Origin of the sequence: Thermoleptolyngbya sichuanensis A183 (assembly GCF_013177315.1) — a bacterium.
GTDB lineage: Bacteria > Cyanobacteriota > Cyanobacteriia > Elainellales > Elainellaceae > Thermoleptolyngbya > Thermoleptolyngbya sichuanensis.
Genome location: NZ_CP053661.1, coordinates 3,697,494 through 3,713,477 on the forward strand (window position 1 = coordinate 3,697,494; position 15,984 = coordinate 3,713,477).

Annotated in this window: 11 protein-coding genes; 8 read left to right on the top strand and 3 right to left on the bottom strand. The window is 54.5% G+C overall.

The annotated features are described in order from the left end of the window. Nucleotides 1–39: 39 nt before the first annotated feature. Entirely contained in the window at nt 40–1,407 is a 1,368-nt protein-coding gene (locus tag HPC62_RS15375; RefSeq protein ID WP_216655267.1) for a sensor histidine kinase, read from the top strand. 127 nt (nt 1,408–1,534) lie between these two features. Beyond that, complete coding sequence (locus tag HPC62_RS15380; protein WP_172357082.1) at nt 1,535–3,757, top strand: GH3 family domain-containing protein; 2,223 nt, start codon at nt 1,535–1,537, stop codon at nt 3,755–3,757. 113 nt (nt 3,758–3,870) lie between these two features. On the opposite strand, the gene HPC62_RS15385 is transcribed toward HPC62_RS15380, so the two are convergent. The 3 genes from HPC62_RS15385 to HPC62_RS15395 all read right to left on the bottom strand — a co-directional run bounded on the left by HPC62_RS15385 (nt 3,871) and on the right by HPC62_RS15395 (nt 7,991). Then, entirely contained in the window at nt 3,871–5,034 is a 1,164-nt protein-coding gene (locus HPC62_RS15385; RefSeq protein WP_172357084.1) for a cell division protein ZapB, read from the bottom strand. Beyond that, on the bottom strand, nt 5,031–5,345 hold the full coding sequence (locus HPC62_RS15390) for a hypothetical protein (protein WP_172357086.1): 315 nt from the start codon (nt 5,343–5,345) through the stop codon (nt 5,031–5,033). Before HPC62_RS15390 ends, HPC62_RS15385 begins: the two co-directional genes overlap by 4 nt. Before the next feature lie 363 nt (nt 5,346–5,708). Then, nucleotides 5,709–7,991 (bottom strand): alpha/beta hydrolase, encoded by a 2,283-nt coding sequence (locus HPC62_RS15395; RefSeq protein ID WP_172357088.1) that lies wholly within the window; start codon nt 7,989–7,991, stop codon nt 5,709–5,711. Between the two features lie 413 nt (nt 7,992–8,404). Here HPC62_RS15395 and HPC62_RS15400 point away from each other — a divergent pair, with 413 nt between their 5' ends. The 6 genes from HPC62_RS15400 (at nt 8,405) to HPC62_RS15425 (ending at nt 15,962) form a co-directional block, all read left to right on the top strand. Beyond that, entirely contained in the window at nt 8,405–9,187 is a 783-nt protein-coding gene (locus HPC62_RS15400; RefSeq protein ID WP_216655268.1) for a transposase, read from the top strand. A 313-nt stretch (nt 9,188–9,500) separates the two neighbouring features. Then, nucleotides 9,501–10,379, top strand: a complete 879-nt coding sequence (locus HPC62_RS15405; RefSeq protein ID WP_228721631.1) for a YihY/virulence factor BrkB family protein — start codon at nt 9,501–9,503, stop codon at nt 10,377–10,379. Nucleotides 10,380–10,518: 139 nt separating this feature from the next. Next, on the top strand, nt 10,519–13,020 hold the full coding sequence (locus HPC62_RS15410) for an HAD-IC family P-type ATPase (RefSeq protein ID WP_172357094.1): 2,502 nt from the start codon (nt 10,519–10,521) through the stop codon (nt 13,018–13,020). Nucleotides 13,021–13,153: 133 nt separating this feature from the next. Then, nucleotides 13,154–14,602, top strand: a complete 1,449-nt coding sequence (locus HPC62_RS15415) for a DUF2252 domain-containing protein (RefSeq protein ID WP_172357096.1) — start codon at nt 13,154–13,156, stop codon at nt 14,600–14,602. A 77-nt stretch (nt 14,603–14,679) separates the two neighbouring features. Beyond that, a complete protein-coding gene (locus HPC62_RS15420) occupies nt 14,680–15,471 on the top strand; it encodes a PBS lyase (protein WP_172357098.1) in 792 nt (263 codons plus the stop codon). A gap of 128 nt (nt 15,472–15,599) precedes the next feature. Beyond that, on the top strand, nt 15,600–15,962 hold the full coding sequence (locus HPC62_RS15425) for a hypothetical protein (protein ID WP_172357100.1): 363 nt from the start codon (nt 15,600–15,602) through the stop codon (nt 15,960–15,962). Nucleotides 15,963–15,984: the final 22 nt, after the last annotated feature.

Consider the following 15,984-nt stretch of genomic DNA (forward strand, 5'->3'; position numbering starts at 1 on the left):
GATGCTAATTCTGATGCCGCATTCTAATGCCACTCTCTAATGCCGCGTTCTAATGCCGCTGACATGCTATTCAACCGCAGCCGCCAAAATCTAGCCACCTGGTTTACGCTCTCGATGGGCGGCATTCTGGTCGTCTTTGCGGCGCTGTTGTATTGGCGTGAGGCCCGCGATCGCCTGCAAACCTTCGACGCTGACCTCTACAACACGGCCCAAATCATGGCGGGCGGCGTTGAAGAGATTGAGTATCAATCGATTCGGCGCATCGACCTAGAAAGCGTGCCCCTGCTGGGAAACGATACGCTGGTGCTAGACACCTACTTGCACTTTGCCCGGTGGTATACGCCCGATCGACGGCTCCTCCAGTTTGTGGGAGACATTCCCGCTGCCACGCTAGAGGCACCTATTGGACTGGTCACTCTGGCGGGTGCGGCATTGCGCCCGGACGCTCCATCAAGTCCGCCACGGGTCGGCCCGCCTCAGCAGTTTCGCCAGCTCACGCTGCCCGTGCGTCGGGGCGAGGAGGTGCTGGGCTTTTTGCAAATTGCAGCACCCCTCGATTCGGTTCAGGAACCCCTGCGAGAATTGCGGCTGTTCTTGTCGATTGGCGTGCCGATGGCGCTGGGGGCGATCGCCCTCACAGGCTGGATTTTGGGTGGCGTGGCCATGCAGCCGATCCACCAGGCCTATCAGCAACTCCAGCAATTCACTGCCGATGCGTCTCATGAGCTGCGTGCGCCCTTGGCGGGTATCCTCAGCAACGCCCAGGTCGGGCTGATGGAGCCAGTGGACTCCCAAGAGCAGAGCCACCGCCTGCAAACCATTGTCGAGATTGCCGAATCCATGAGCGCCCTGGTGGGTCAACTCCTGTTTTTGGCGCGACACTCTGGACATCTGCCGCCGCATGTTTTGCGAGTCGTTGATCTGGGGCAACTGGTGAAACAGCTTGTAGACGCGACCCAGGCACAAGCCACCCACCGTCAGCAAACCCTGCGCTGCACAGTGCCACAGACGGCCGTTCTGGTTTTCGCAGAGCCGCAAGTTCTGCAAATGGCGATCGCCAACCTGCTGCAAAATGCCTGTCGCCATACCCCCGCAGGCGGCGCAATTGACCTAGTTCTCACTCAACAGCCCGCCGGAGCAATCCTGCAAGTCAGAGACACAGGCATCGGAATTGATGCAGCCGACCTGCCGCACATTTTCGATCGGTTCTATCGGGCTGATGTGGTGCGATCGCGCGAAACCGGGGGCGTGGGGCTGGGACTGGCGATCGCCCGTCAAATCATCGAAGCCCACCAAGGGAGCATCGCTGTCCGCAGCCAGCTCCACCAAGGCTCGGTTTTTGAAATTCAGTTGCCGCTCGTCCGGCAAAAAGGAAGCCGCAAAGGAAAAACCGCTCAGGATTTCTGAAACCTTCTTGTTACTTTTGGCTGGCACTGTAGAAGTTGGCGCTGCACGGCGGATCTCGCCTTGTACAGGTCTTTCTGTGCAGGTCTTTTGGAATACCCAGCTTCTTCAGCAAGATTTGATCAGGCCCATGAATCATCGCTTTACACTCGCACTGCTGGAATCCTACGCTGCTCATGCGCGAGAACGTTTGATCCACAAGACCAAGCAGGTGATGGAAACGCAAGAACTGTTTCTAAGAGAATTCATTCAAGCACATAAAAATACAGAGCTAGGACAACGGTTCGATCTGTCAACGATCAAAACGCTGGATCAGTTTCGTGAACGAATTCCGGTGCTGCCCTACAGCTTCTATGAACCTTACACAGAACGAATTGCCCAGGGCGATCAGGGAGTCCTCAACCCCGATCCGGTGGTCTATATCAACCTCACCAGTGGAACCACCAGCCGCAAAAAACAAGTGCCCGTGACTCGACGCTATCAGCGCACGCTGCGCCGGGCTGACCTGGCCAGCATGGGCTTTGCGATCGCCGAAATGAAGCAGCGCCGCCTCCCCTTTGGCAAAGGACTGCTCACCAATGCGGTTCCCCAACCCCAAAAAACAAGCGGCGGCATCCCCACCGGCCCCGTCAGCGTGGGCAGCATTCGCCAGGGCCGCCTCCTGTTCGAGCAGTTGTTTAGCCAGCCCTTCGACGCGCTAGAAATCGCCGATACCCTGGCCCGCCACTACGTCTGCCTGCTGTTTGCGCTGCGCCATGCAGATTTGCGCGGCTGGGTTGCAAATTTCCCGATGCTGATGCTGCGGACCTGCCGCTATCTGGAAACCTATGCCGAGGAGCTAATTCACGACCTAGAACAGGGGGCGATCGCCCCGTGGCTCCAGCTTGAACCCCACCTGCGGGCCCAGCTCGAACGGCGATTTACGGCGGCTCCCCAGCGGGCAACAGACTTGCGGGCTGCCCTCTACTACGACGGTCGGCTCACCCCAAAAGCCGCCTGGCCAGGACTCAGCTATCTCACCACTGCTCGCGGCGGCACCTCCAATTTCTACCTAGAGCGATTTCCTGACTACTTTGGCGACATCCCGGTATTTGGCGGCGTTTATGGCACCGCCGAAGCCACCTTTGGCGTTTATCCCAGCTTCAACACCGACGGCAGCATTCTGGCAATCGAGAGCGGCTTTTTTGAATTCGTCCCGCAGGATCAGTGGCATGTCGAACAGCCCAAAACCCTCCTGCCTGTGGAGGTGCAGGTTGGTGAACGATATCGTATCTTGGTGACCAGCTACAGCGGCTTCTATCGCTACGACATCGGCGATGTTGTGGAAGTTGTTGGATTTTATGAACAAGCGCCGCTAATTGTGTTTCGCCATCGGCAGGGTGGGCTGCTGTCCTCTACGACAGAGAAAACAACGGAATTTCATGCAATCCAGGTCATGGAACAGTTGCAGCGCGAGTTCAACATCAAACTCCAAGACTTTTGCATTACCCTGTCTGCCCATGAGTTTCCAGCGCGATACTGGGTGAACATAGAGCTAGCCCCCGGCCACTCCCTAGCGCGTCCGTATTCTTTCCTGATGCGGTTTGAACATTGGCTGCAACAGACTAATCTACTCTATGCCAGCGCCCGCCAGGATCAGGTGCCTCCGCCTTGTCTGCGGGTTCTGGCAGCAGGCAGCTTTGCCACGCTCCATCAGCGCCAGGTGCAGCGCGGCATATTTGATTCTCAGCTCAAGCTGCCCCATATCAGCGAAGATCGAACCCTGCTGGAGGGTCTACCCGTGCAGTATGAAATCGGCCTAAGCGATTTTCCAAATGCCAAGCCATTCTGCCATTCCGAATCGGATGTTGTGCTATCGGATATTGCGCTATCGGATGTTGCACTACGCGGCAACGGGTCTGAGCTAAGTTCTCCGAGCTGTGAGCCAGCGCCGCAAGTTCAGCCACAAACGCTTTGGGAGCCTCCACCTTGCCCAACCCGCCCGGTGCCAGAGCTACCCTGCTTGAGGGGCGCAGACCTGCTCCAGGCAGATTTAGCAGGGACAGATTTCAGCGGGCAAGACCTTTCCTATGCCGACCTCAGCGGCGCAAATCTCCAGGGTGCAGTTCTGCGGGGCGCGAACTTGACGGGGGCACTGCTGCGAGAAGCAAACCTGAGTGATGCAGATTTGAGTGAAAGCCTCTTGGTCAATACTGACCTGACGGATGCACGGCTTCATCGGGCCTGCCTGCGCGGGGCCGTGCTGGATGGGGCGTTTCTGACGCGAACAGACTTTAGCTATGCTGACCTTTCAGATGCAAATCTAAGTAAGGTACTGATGTGGCATACAAACTTTAGCCATGCCAAGCACTGACCTCATCGCCCGCGCTCTGAGCGTGCTGCAAGCCCGGCTTCAGATATTTGGAGCATTGCGGAAGCAGCGATAGAGAGTTATGGAGCAGTTGCAATGGAGCAGTTATATGCCAGCTACACCCCCAGCGAGATCACGTCGGTAATGCTTTGTCCTTTGTGAACCCGATTGTGGCGCTGCCCCAGGCTATGCTCCTGGTGGTGCTGCTCGATCAGGTCTGCCTTCGTGCGAAATACCTGGGTGATTTTGGTTTGTGTGGCCACGCCGATGGTTTTGCAGAGATCTTTCATCACCGGAAAGGAGATGGCCCACTTGTCTGCATGGGAGGTTTGGGCATTGTTATAGTCCATGATGGCGTACAGCGCCTTTAGCACGCCCGGATCGAGCGATGCATCTTCTGGGGCAGGTTTGGGCTTGATGGCGCTGGGCTTGGCGGCAGTGGGCTTGGTGGTGGAGGGCTTGGCGGTGGGGGCGATCGCCTTCTTGCCACGGGTCGATGAAGCGCGGGACGCAGCTTTTTTCGACGCTACAGGCGCGGGTTCGGGTTCGGCAAGCGAGACAGTGGGCACTGCTGGAGGTATTATTTCGACCTCCGCAGAAAGGGCTGGCGTAGAAAGGGCTGGCGTAGAAAGGGCTGGTGTAGAAAGGGCTGGCGTGCTGCTGCCGTTTAGCAGCTTGCGGAAGGCTTCCAGCTTTTCTACGGCTGCATCTCGCTCCTGCCGGAGTCGCTGGTTTTCCTGCTGGAGGGCTGCAAGCTGAGCATTGGGCTGGGTTTGTCCCTGTTGCAGCGCTTGCTCTAGCTGCTTCACCTGGTTTTTTAGGGTTTCGATTTCGTTGGTAAACCAGGCCAGCGTTTTGGCCTGATCTGCCACAATCTTGAGGTCAACAGTGGCGGGTGAAGATTCGGCAGTCTCCTCGGCCGAGTTGACGGGTTCGGAGGCGAGTTGGGTGGACTGAGCGTGCGCCTCGACTGCCTCTGCTGGATCAACGCCCAGCACCAAAAATATTTCTAGAACCTGGTGCAATAGATCTTCAGAACTGCGGTTTTTACCTTTGATGCCGATCTGTTCTGCAACAGCTTTTAGCAGGTTCAAATCCACAATCACGGGCTTTCGGTAGGCACGTCGGGTTTTAGACGGCTTTTCATCAGACTCAGCGGCAGATGGCATTTGGGGTTTGTCAGTGGTCGTCGCAGTCAGTTTGGCAAGCATTTCGGCAGCATTCGTCAGGTCAGTGTGGCTTACTTGGTCTTGGTCGGTCGTGATGAAATCGTCTGTCATGATGGGTTTGGAAATCTGGGGATAACGGATGGGATACGAGAGTCGATGGGAGTGGGGCGATCGCCCGCCTTGGTTCCAGCGATCAGGCTTCGCAGGCTGAACTGCTTATGGTTCAAGGATTTTACAGATTGGAGCATCGGCGTGTGCTGCTGTTCAGGTGCAAAAATGGCAGAAGACTGTGAGTAGGGCGCGGCGGCTTTATCCATGCGGCGCAGTTTGGCGCAATCTGGTGCGATTTGGCGCGATCGCCCGATCGTCTGCCATCGCGACGGTTGGGGCAGTGGGCATGAGATACGCTCAACCCACAGCACTCGTCACCTTCGCCTCAAGCTGGCGTGCATTAACCTGGTGTGGATTAATCTGTGCATTAATTTTGACCAGAGCCTCAACAGAATAGCTTACTTAGAATAGCTTATTTCTAAAGAAAGCGTGCAAAAATATCTCACCTTTCAGGGAGGAATTGAGATCCAGGCAAATGACAACTCCAAAATCGCTCTGATAGGTGTCAAATGGGTGTCAAAATTGTCAGAACTTAGGGCACTCAAATCTGAGACGCAAAAGCAGTTCAAGTGTACTAGCGCCACGACTTCAGCTTGGTTAGGAGATGCTGCTTTTATCTTATTCCTAACAGCCCGAAACGCCGAAATTTGAAGGCGATCGCCATTTTATAGGACTCAGCGAAAGCAGGTTTCCAGGTTAAATAGATTATCGGTATCAAAGTTCCTGGCATACTCTCGACGCTGCAATCGAGCAGGTTCCGAGCGCAGATAGCGATTGACCAAGGAGCGCCAAGGGCGATCGCCATCGGGCAGAGCCAGACCATAGAAACTGCATTCCAGAGATTCATTGGGTACTAGCCCAAAGTTGCCCGTAGCGTAAAAAGGTTCCGAGAAGACAATTCCGTTGACCGTGGTGTGGATCGGGTTGGGGCCACATTCCAGATGGACAGATCCAGTCCGAACCAGGTCAAAGCGATTGTCTGCATTGGACGGCAGCACCACCAGCGCCACCGACCTTGATTCCGTCGTCGTAATATAGTCAGCCAGTTGCCTGGCCATGTCAAAGCAAAAGCCCGTCCACTCTGACTGTGGATTAACGTAACCCAGCGGAGCCACCTCAGAGCGAATCCCAATTCTCAGAACGCCCGTTGCGTCTAGATCGTCTAGCACGGAACGACTGGCGGCGACGGGTGAAGAACGAGATGCAAGAGGGCGAACGCCCCCCGGAATTTGACCTCCGTAGGCAGCGGCCAACTGCGCCGGGGATAAAGATTTAATCAGATAAAGCCGATTTTCGTCGCTGCTGAAGGCCGCCGCCCGCTGGGTCAGCACTTGTCCAAAGGAGGCGGTTAGGTACGGAAGATATTCAGACGATTCGGGGCGATCGCTCAAATAGATTTTGAAAAACGCAACGCTGAGGTTGCGGATGTAGGAACGCCCGATCGCCCAAGCCGGCCCCCGAATCCGCGCAGGAACCAGTTCTTCATTTTGGGGCGGGCTGGTGGAAAAGTGGGTTCCGGGCACCATGAGTCCCAAATACTGATCAGGGGCATCCATCCAGGCAAACATCGGAATTTGCTCATACACCGATGGTGCTAAGATATCGCGAGTCCCAGCCAGAATCAGCATCGGAATTTGCACATTGCCAACTCCTGATTGTCCGTACAGCGTTGCCCCCATCGGATATTGAGCAATCCCAGCACGAATGCGGGGGTCTGTAAAGTCGTAGAGGGTCGGCGGCAAGAAGCGAGCGTGGCATTGCAGCAGAAACGATGGATTGATCTGGGTTAACCCCTCTGCACAGCGCGGCACAAGCTTAGCCGGGTCGAAGCTGGCCCCTGCCGCTCCCAAAACGGTCATTGCACCCAGAGATTGACCAATAATGCCGACCCGCTGCACGTCAATTCGCCCCTGCCACTGGGGATCGGTCGCATCGAGCTTTTCTAACTCGTCCAGCAGGAAGATGATGTCTTGCTGCCGACTCACATACTCCGTCGGACTCGTCAGGTCGCCCAGCCCACCCGCCAGAAACAGACTGCGATAGGTGTCTGTGGTGCCAATGTGTTCGGGCACTGCAACGGCGAATCCATAGGAGGCCAGGTGTTCGCCATCCACCATGCCATCGCTGAGACGACCACCCCAGCCGTGGGTATAAATGACCAGCGGCGCGGGCGCTGGGGCGTTCTCTGGAATGTAGACATCTACCCGCATGGTGTAGCGTCCAGAGAAACCATCGAGCGTGGTGCGAGTGGCTTGGATGTCAAACGTCAACTGTTCCCGCCGAAACGCATAGGGGCCGGGCTGGCTCAGGTCTGGTAGCTGATCATAGGCAAACTCCGGGTCAGCAGCGGCTTCCTGATTGGAAACATCCATTACCACTTGAGCGGCTGCATCCTGATACAGAACAACGGTTTTCAAATCTTGCAGAAGCGCCATTAGCGAACTCAGATCGATTCGGATATCTGGAGTAGGATACTGCCGCATCCAGTCAATCCAAGTCCAACCGTCTGGGTGGTTGGCGGCGGAGAGGATAAGCGCCGAGCGCACTGCGCGAAATCCATTCAGTCCCGAATCGGTTTGCAGGGTCTTGCCGATGCTCTGCAACACCTGCTCCGCCATTGGAATGTTAAGAACACGCGAAACGAGCGCGACATCGGCTTTCATTTCGTGCTGGAGCAGTCGCCGCAGTTGCGCTTGAGAATCGGCATCCAAAAAGCCCAGAAATAGCCTTAGATTGCCCGATGCTTGCCCCGTTTGGGCATAGGTTTCGAGCGCATCGACGGAGATCGAGAGTTGGAGGGGCCCTACGTAGGTCGTGAGCCGTTCTGCGCTGAGGGCTGGCGATGCTCCCAGCAGATTACCCCAAACGCCAATGCCCAGTGCAGCGCAGGTCGATAAGAAACCTACAGAGAGCGATTGGAACCGCCGCTCAACTAGTCGAGTGGCGAATTGCTGCATGGCAGATATTCGAGGGATGGATAGTTGAGACAAGGAAGCCATCGGTGGTTGCGATTTTGGGAGGGATAGCCAGGATGGACGCAGTAGGGTTCGATCTTGACCGCTTGCGCCGCTTGCGCCCGGCTTCTGCAATAGCTTACAGCATTTCCCCGTGGAGGATGAGGGAGAGCGGCTGCTTGACTGACAAAACAGGTTAAAGCTGGAACGAAAGCCATGCGGGAAGCAGAGCATGATTTAGGCTGAGAAGTAACCACACAAACCAGTCAAATCAATGTCACCGACTTCCCGTCTTTATGATGCGTTGAATGATTTTCTGCGTCAATGCGACATTCAGTGGCAGGATGCTCGCCATCTGCAAACACTGTGCTGGATGATCATTGGCATGATTGGAAGCCAAAACGTTCATCTGGAAAGTGGTGGCGCAATCAAGCAGCACCGTCAGGTTGTGGACGATTCAACGGGTACTGCGGCAAGCGCAACGGCTGATGCCCGAGGGTGTCGCGATTGTCCTTTTGGCAGACCGAGGGTTTGCCGATGGCAAGTTGATGAAATACCTCCGGGAGAATCTGGGTTGGCATTTCCGCATCCGCATCAAACGCTCCTTCCAATTTCAGCACCAAGGGCAGTGGCGCCAGGTATCGTCGGTTCAATTGCAACCAGGACAAGCTTACTTTACGCCTGCAGTGTCGGTGGGTAGAACAAAGCCCTACGACAATGTTTACCTTGCCTTTGCCCACGACAAACTCAGCAGCGAGAATTGGACAATTGTGAGTGATGAGCCGACGAACTTGCAGACGTTTGCCCAATATCGACTGAGATTTCAGGTGGAGGAGTCGTTTTTGGATTTGAAGTCCAACGGGTTTAATCTCGAAGCCTCCAGACTCAGAGACAAGGTTGCCCTTTCCCAGTTGTGTGGGGTAATCGCCTTGACGATGCTGTTCTTAGTTCTCCAAGGGGTGCAAGTGGTCGCATCCGGCAAGCGTCGCCAAGTCGATGCTCACTGGAAGCGCGGCATGAGTTATCTCAAGCTGGGCTGGAATTGGATTCGGCTGGCTATCACTCACCAGTGGAAGATTCACGTTTATCAGTTCCTCTCCTGTTCACCTGACCCTCAACCTGCCATCGCATCAAGGCGACAACACGATGACTCCCTAAAGCGTGAATTCACTGTCCTCAGCCGTATTCCAGCTTCTTAGTTTTGTCAGTCAAGCAGGGGAGAGCGGCAAAATTGCAAATCCTGTGAATAGAGGTCTAAAATCCCCTAAGTTATATGAATTGTTATCAGCTTGTCTCATATCTAGTCTGCTCAAAGTAGTTTGCTCGAAGTAATCTGCTCAAAGTAGTTTGCTCGAAGTAATCTGCTCAAGTAGTCTGCTCAAGACCAATTCGCGCCACAGCACTGTGGCAATAAGCGAGATCACTATCTAGCCAGAGAGTCCAGATCTAAGCAGTCCTATGCGATTCATTGAATACGTTCGATCAACCATCCTACCGTCGAGGTTAGTTCAATTGTTTATTCAATCGGGTCTGCGCTGGAGTCAGGACAATTGTCCAGGGATGGCGGCGGCTTTGTCCTATCACGCGCTGTTTGCTATGTTTCCCCTGCTGCTGGTGATGCTGAGTATCATTAGTTCCTTAATCGGGCCAGATACAGAGGCGTTTCGGGCGATCGCCACAGGGTTGGCGCGGGCTCTGCCGCCCGAAGCGCACGAGCTGGTTAAGGGAACCATCGTCACAATGAATGAGAACAGCGTCGGCGCGGGACTGGTGGGCTTTGGGATCTTGCTTTTTGCGTCGAGCAGCGTGTTTGGGGTGTTGCGCTATTCGGTAAACTACATCTGGCGATCGGCCGATCCAGGCTCCAGCGGGCAGGGTCTAGTGGATTCAGTGCTATTTTTTATTAAAAATCGACTATTTGCATTTTTAATGGTGCTGGGAACGGCACTGCTGCTGCTGGTTTTGCTAGTGTCCAACATTGTGATTCGGATTTTTTTGAATCTGGTCAATATGCTCCAGGGAAACTTTGAAGTCACTCAGTTTGACGATATCTCGCTGGATCGAGGTTTGCAAACAGGAGTGTCGTTTTTAATATTGGCAATCGCCATTTGTATTTTATTCAAAATCCTACCCAGCGTAGGCATCCAATGGCGAGATGTCTGGCTGGGAGCGCTGCTAACTGCCGTTGCACTCTTTGCATTACAGCAGCTTGTAGGCAATAGCGTCATCTCAATTGGCGGGCGGTTTCTCTCCTACGGCGTGATCGGTAGCGTGATGATCCTGATGCTGTGGATTTTCTTGACCGTTCAGATTTTCTTCTTTGGCTGCGAGTTTACCTATGTCTATGCCCATTTATTCGGCAGTCGCCGCAGCCGCTCTTTAGAAATTTAGAACGTTATGTTCAAAACGCCCTCAGCATCACCCTTGGGGTTAATATTTTCAAATTAATGATATCTACCTACCTCGATATCTACCTACCTCAACGCACCTCCAAACCCAAAATCTAAAATCCAAAATCTCAGCTAAGCCTATGTCTTCGACACCTTCTGCCCTCCAGGGTCTCAGCCAATCCGAGGTTCTTGCCCGTTGCGCTGCTGGGCAGGGAAACGATATTCCAGTGCAAACTAGCCGCACCTATTGGGATATCTTGCGTGATAACTTGTTCACTTTTATTAACAGCGTGTATCTGTTCCTGAGCCTGGTGCTAATTGCCCTGGGGCGGGCTAGCGATGTGGTGGTGATTGCCTTTGTGGTGTTGCTTAACGTTGTTATCAACATTGTTCAAGAAATTCGCGCCAAGCAAAAGCTAGACAAGATTGCGCTGCTGACGCGCCCTTCGGCAACGGTGATTCGAGACGGGCGATCGCAGGAGATTGACCTAGCAGAGATTGTGGTGGGCGATATTCTGGCAATTGGGCCGGGCGACCAGGTGGTGGTGGATGGCGTGATGGTGGGCGACGGCGACATTAAAGGCGACATTAAAGTAGACGAATCCCTGCTGACGGGCGAATCGGATCACATCCTCAAGCGGCCCGGCGACCCAGTGTATTCTGGCAGCTTTTGCGTCAGCGGGTCTTCTTACTACGAAGCCGAAAAGGTGGGAGCCGCCAGCCTGTCGAGCAAGATGACCGCAGAGGCACGTCGATTTCGGAAAGTCCTCACCCCGCTGCAACGCCGAATTAATCTGATTATTCGCCTGTTGCTGGGTGTGGCGATCGTGCTGGGATTGGTAACGTTCCTGCGAATGCTGCTGGGCGTTACTTCCATTACAGCGGGCGTACAAAACTTGGCGGTGCTGGTGGGGCTGGTGCCGATTGGCTTATACTTCATGATTACCCTGGCCTACGCGCTGGGCGCAGTCCGCATTGCGGAACAGAGTGCGCTCGTACAGCAGTCCAACGCCGTAGAGTCTCTGAGTAACGTAGATGTCATGTGTTTGGACAAGACAGGGACTCTAACGGCGAATCGAATTAACCTGCGATCGCTCGAACCCATTGACACCGATCGCGCTGCATTAGAAGAACGCCTGGGAGAATATGCCGCGAGCGCCACTGCGAGTAATAAAACGAATGATGCGATCGCCGCGTTTCTGCCCCGATCGCCGCGTTCTGTCAAACAAGAAATCCCGTTTTCTTCGGTCTATAAATGGAGTGCGATCGCCTTCGCAGATCAGCCTGGTGTATACGTTCTAGGTGCGCCAGAGGTGCTGGCACTGGCGATGTCTCTGTCGGAAGATCTGCTCACGCGCATTCAAGAAGGCGCAGACCAGGGATTGCGGGTGCTGCTCTTTGCCCACAGTTCCACGCTTCCCGACTGGTCAGATGCGTCAGATACTCCCGTCTTGCCGCCAGACCTCAAACCGATGGCGCTGCTATTCTTCGGGGATGAACTGCGATCAGATGCCGAGAAAACCCTGGCAGAGTTTCGTCAGGCAGGCATCCAGGTCAAGGTCATTTCAGGGGATAACCCGGTCACGGTGGCAGCCCTAGCCAAACAGGCAGGCTTGAGCGAGGACATCATCGCCGTATCTGGTCAGGATCTGGCAGAAATGGACGATGCAGCATTCACTCAAACCGCCGAAGAAAGCACGATTTTTGGGCGCATTACCCCAGAGCAAAAGGCGCGTCTGGTGCAGAGCCTCCAGTCTCGCGGGCACTATGTCGCCATGATGGGTGATGGGGTGAATGATGTGCTGTCGCTTAAGCAATCCAACGTCGGCGTTGCAATGGAAAGCGGCAGCCAGGCCACCCGCAGCGTCGCCGATATTGTGCTGCTCAACGACACCTTCAGCGCTTTGCCCAAAATCTTCACGGAAGGGCGGCGCATCCGCAACGGAGTGGTGGACATCAGCAAGCTGTTTATGGTTCGGATCTTTTCGTTTATCTTGGCGATCGTGGCCATCGGCATGATTACGCTGTCGTTTCCCTTCAGCATCAAGGCCAGCACAATTGTCACGTTCCTGACAGTGGGCCTGCCGCCCTTTTTTGTAACGCTCTGGGCCCGCCCCACCCGACCCAAAGTGTCGCTGTGGGAATCCTTCCGTCATTTTGTCGTGCCTGCCGCGCTCACCCTCTCTTTGGCGAGTATTTTGGTCTATCTCTACTTTTTGGCAGAAAACGTCGGCCCATTGATGGACTGGTTGAGCGGCGCAATTTCGCTAGAAGAGTTGGCACAGCAAATCAATCGCGCACAAATCAGCCAAGCTCAGCAAATTGCAGAATCCGCAATGGTGACAATGCAGGTCCTGGGCGGGCTGCTGTTGCTGCCTTTCCTAAAGCCGCCAACGCCGAGTTGGGCGGGCGGAGAGCCGCTGAGTCGAGACTGGCGCTATACGATTCTGGCAGGGTTAGTGCTGTTAATTTACATTGCGATTATTACAATCCCGCCGCTGCAACGCTTTTTTGAATTAGCTCCTCTGGAACCACAGGAGTATATCGGCATTGGGCTGGCTGCTATTGTGTGGGCGCTGCTGCTGCGCTTTATCTGGCGACGCAAGCTGATGGAGCGCTTTTTGGGGCTGATTCCGTTTTGATAGGCTGTTCTAATGGGCTGCTCTAATAGGCGGTTCTAATAGGCTGCTCTCATAAATTATTGGGGTGGACAGACTGGCGGTCAGGTCAATCCGACGCTTTTTGAGTAAAGACTTTTTATAGGCAAAAAGGAAAATGCCGTTTTCATCCTCTGCAAATCTTTCGGTCGATCCAGCAGCGCTGCTGTTCTCCACTGAAAGTCGCTCTGTGGCAGAACGTCGGGCGGAGGGCAAAGCTCTGCGTCAAGTCCTCAAGCGTTCGGATCACGGCAGTTATAGCCCCGCCGACCTACGTGAAGACCCGATCGCAATTCTGGAAGCCCAGGCGAAAACTCGCTTATCTGACCTGGTGCCGATTCGCTACGGGCGAATGCTGGCTTCTCCCTTTGCGTTTTTGCGAGGAGCGGCGGCAATCATGATTCGAGATATTGCCCCAGCGCCAACAACGGGCTTGATGGTTCAAGCCTGCGGGGATATGCACCTGTCTAACTTTGGCGTATTTGCCTCGGCAGAACGCAACTTGATCTTTGGCATTAACGATTTTGATGAAACGTATCCGGGGGCTTGGGAATGGGATTTGAAGCGGCTGGTAGCCAGCTTTGTGGTGGCGGGAAGGACGCTGGGAGCCAGTTCAACGCTGTGTGAAGAAGCAGTGCGGGCAGTCGTGCAGTCCTATCGGCAAAATTTGCAGATTTATGCCGAAATGGGGCATCTGGAACTGTGGTACGAAACGATTTCTGAAGATGAGCTACTTCAGAAGTTGCCTGATGAGCTACGCCAAAAAACCGATCGCCTGTTGACTATGGCGCGTGAAAGAACTAACTTGCAGACACTAGATAAGATAACAGACTTGATTGATGACCAGCGCCATATTGTGGAGTCGCCGCCTTTGATCGTGCGCTTGGAAACGACCAGCAGCGGGCGATCGCCCGTAGACGCGATCGCGCTCCTCATGCAGGACTATCTGACCTCCCTGAGTGGCGATCGCCGTTTCTTGCTGTCTCGATATCGAATTGTGGACGGGGCCCGCAAGGTGGTGGGAGTTGGCAGCGTTGGGACTCGATGTTCAGTCATTTATCTGGAAGGCACAGGCGACAATGATCCCCTGTTTCTGCAAATCAAAGAGGCCCAGCCCTCGGTTCTAGCACCCTACGTAGACCCAGTGAATCAAGACCCGCTCTGTCGGCATCGCCTGCCAGATCATCATCAGGGACACCGCGTTGTGATTGGGCAGCGATTGATCCAGGGTGCCCCAGACATTTTTCTGGGATGGGGAACGCTGGATGGCGTTCATTACTATCTCCGCCAACTGCGCGACATGAAAGGTTCCCTCAAAATCGAACCCGGTAAGTTTGCCCCCTCGGCCCTGCCCAACTACGGCGTGCTGTGCGGCTGGGCGCTGGCCCTGGCCCATGCCAAATCTGGCGACGTGGCGATGCTGGCGGGCTACGTGGGCAAGAGCGCCGCCCTGGATGACGCGCTGGTTCCTTTTGCCAACGCCTATGCAGACCAGACGGAACGAGACTATGATCTGCTAGTGGCGGCAGCGCGACAGGGGCGTATCCCCGTTGCTGAGGGTGTTTAGGCAGTAATATGCGATACCGCACTTATCATTTACAACATCTATAACCTGTTTTCACCAACTATTTTTCACCAACTGTTATGACTTCTGAAACTTATTCTCCACCCGTCAATGTACTGCTTCAGCTTGGGGAAAAACGCCTGCGATTACATCACAAATGGATAGACTACCCCCAAGAGTATGGGTTCACGAAGGCGGATATTCCTGAATTGACTCGAATGGCAATCGACCAAGAGTTAAATTGGGCTGAGTCGGATAAACCAGAGAGTTGGGCACCTGTTCATGCATGGCGGGCGCTGGGACAACTCAAAGCCGAAGATGCTATTGAGCCGCTGCTCTCGGTTTTCAGCGATATGGAGGGGAATGACTGGTTTAATGAAGAAATGCCCGAAGTCTTTTCGCTGATTGGTCCAGCAGCACTCTCTCCAACTCGTGATTTTTTAGAAAATCCAAAGAATCCTCTCTACTGCCGGTGGACAGCGGCTAGCATCTTGGTCAAACTGGGTCAAACCCACCCGGAACTGAGGGCAGCGTGTGTGGCGGCTCTGGAAGCGCCGCTTGAGCGGTATTCCAGCAACAACCCAGAAATGAACGGGGTTTTGGTCAATAGCCTGTTGGATTTAGAAGCCAAGGAGTCTGCGCCCATCATCGAGCAGGCCTATGCCGCAAAATGGGTGGACTTTGCGATTTGTGGAGACTGGCTAGATGTGCAACGCCACTTAGGCTTGCTCTCGCCAACGGAAGTGTATGAGCGTCGGCATCAGGTTGATGCCGACCGGCTAAGGGTGAAAACGTCGAAGCTGCCTGCGTCTCCTTCTAAGGGGTTTGGTGCTGAAACTGCACAGAAGAAGCCGAAAAAGAAGAGCAAGTAAGCTAACTGTTGATTCTTACCCTGTGGCGATCGCCCATTCCCTGTCCTGTTGGGTCAATATCACAGCGTTCGTAGAAACAGCGCGATCGCCCCTGGGCTATAACCATGACCGATGCGCGGGCGTAATGTATGACGCTGAAAGCTTTCGGAATAGTGACAGGTGTGGCGATCGCCCTGGCTGTGTTTGGCTTTATTCCTGGGATGGGCTTGCCAGGGGCAATAGTATTCGCTGCTTTTGCGCTGGTAGCAGAACTGGTGTACGGCAAAGGCATCATCAACCGCATCAGCGATGATGCCATCTGGCCTATTGCGATTTTCATGACCTGGCTCTGGCCCATCAGCATCCCCGTTGGCTGGCTGGTGGGCTGGGGCTTGCTGGGGCGTTTTCCCCGAACCACCAAAATGCTGGCAATGCTTGCGGTGATGGTGCTGTGGGGTATGGGGCTGACGCTCTATTTTGTTTCGGTCGCGCCCAAACAGGAAACGCTGTGAATTCCCTAAATATTCGCAAATA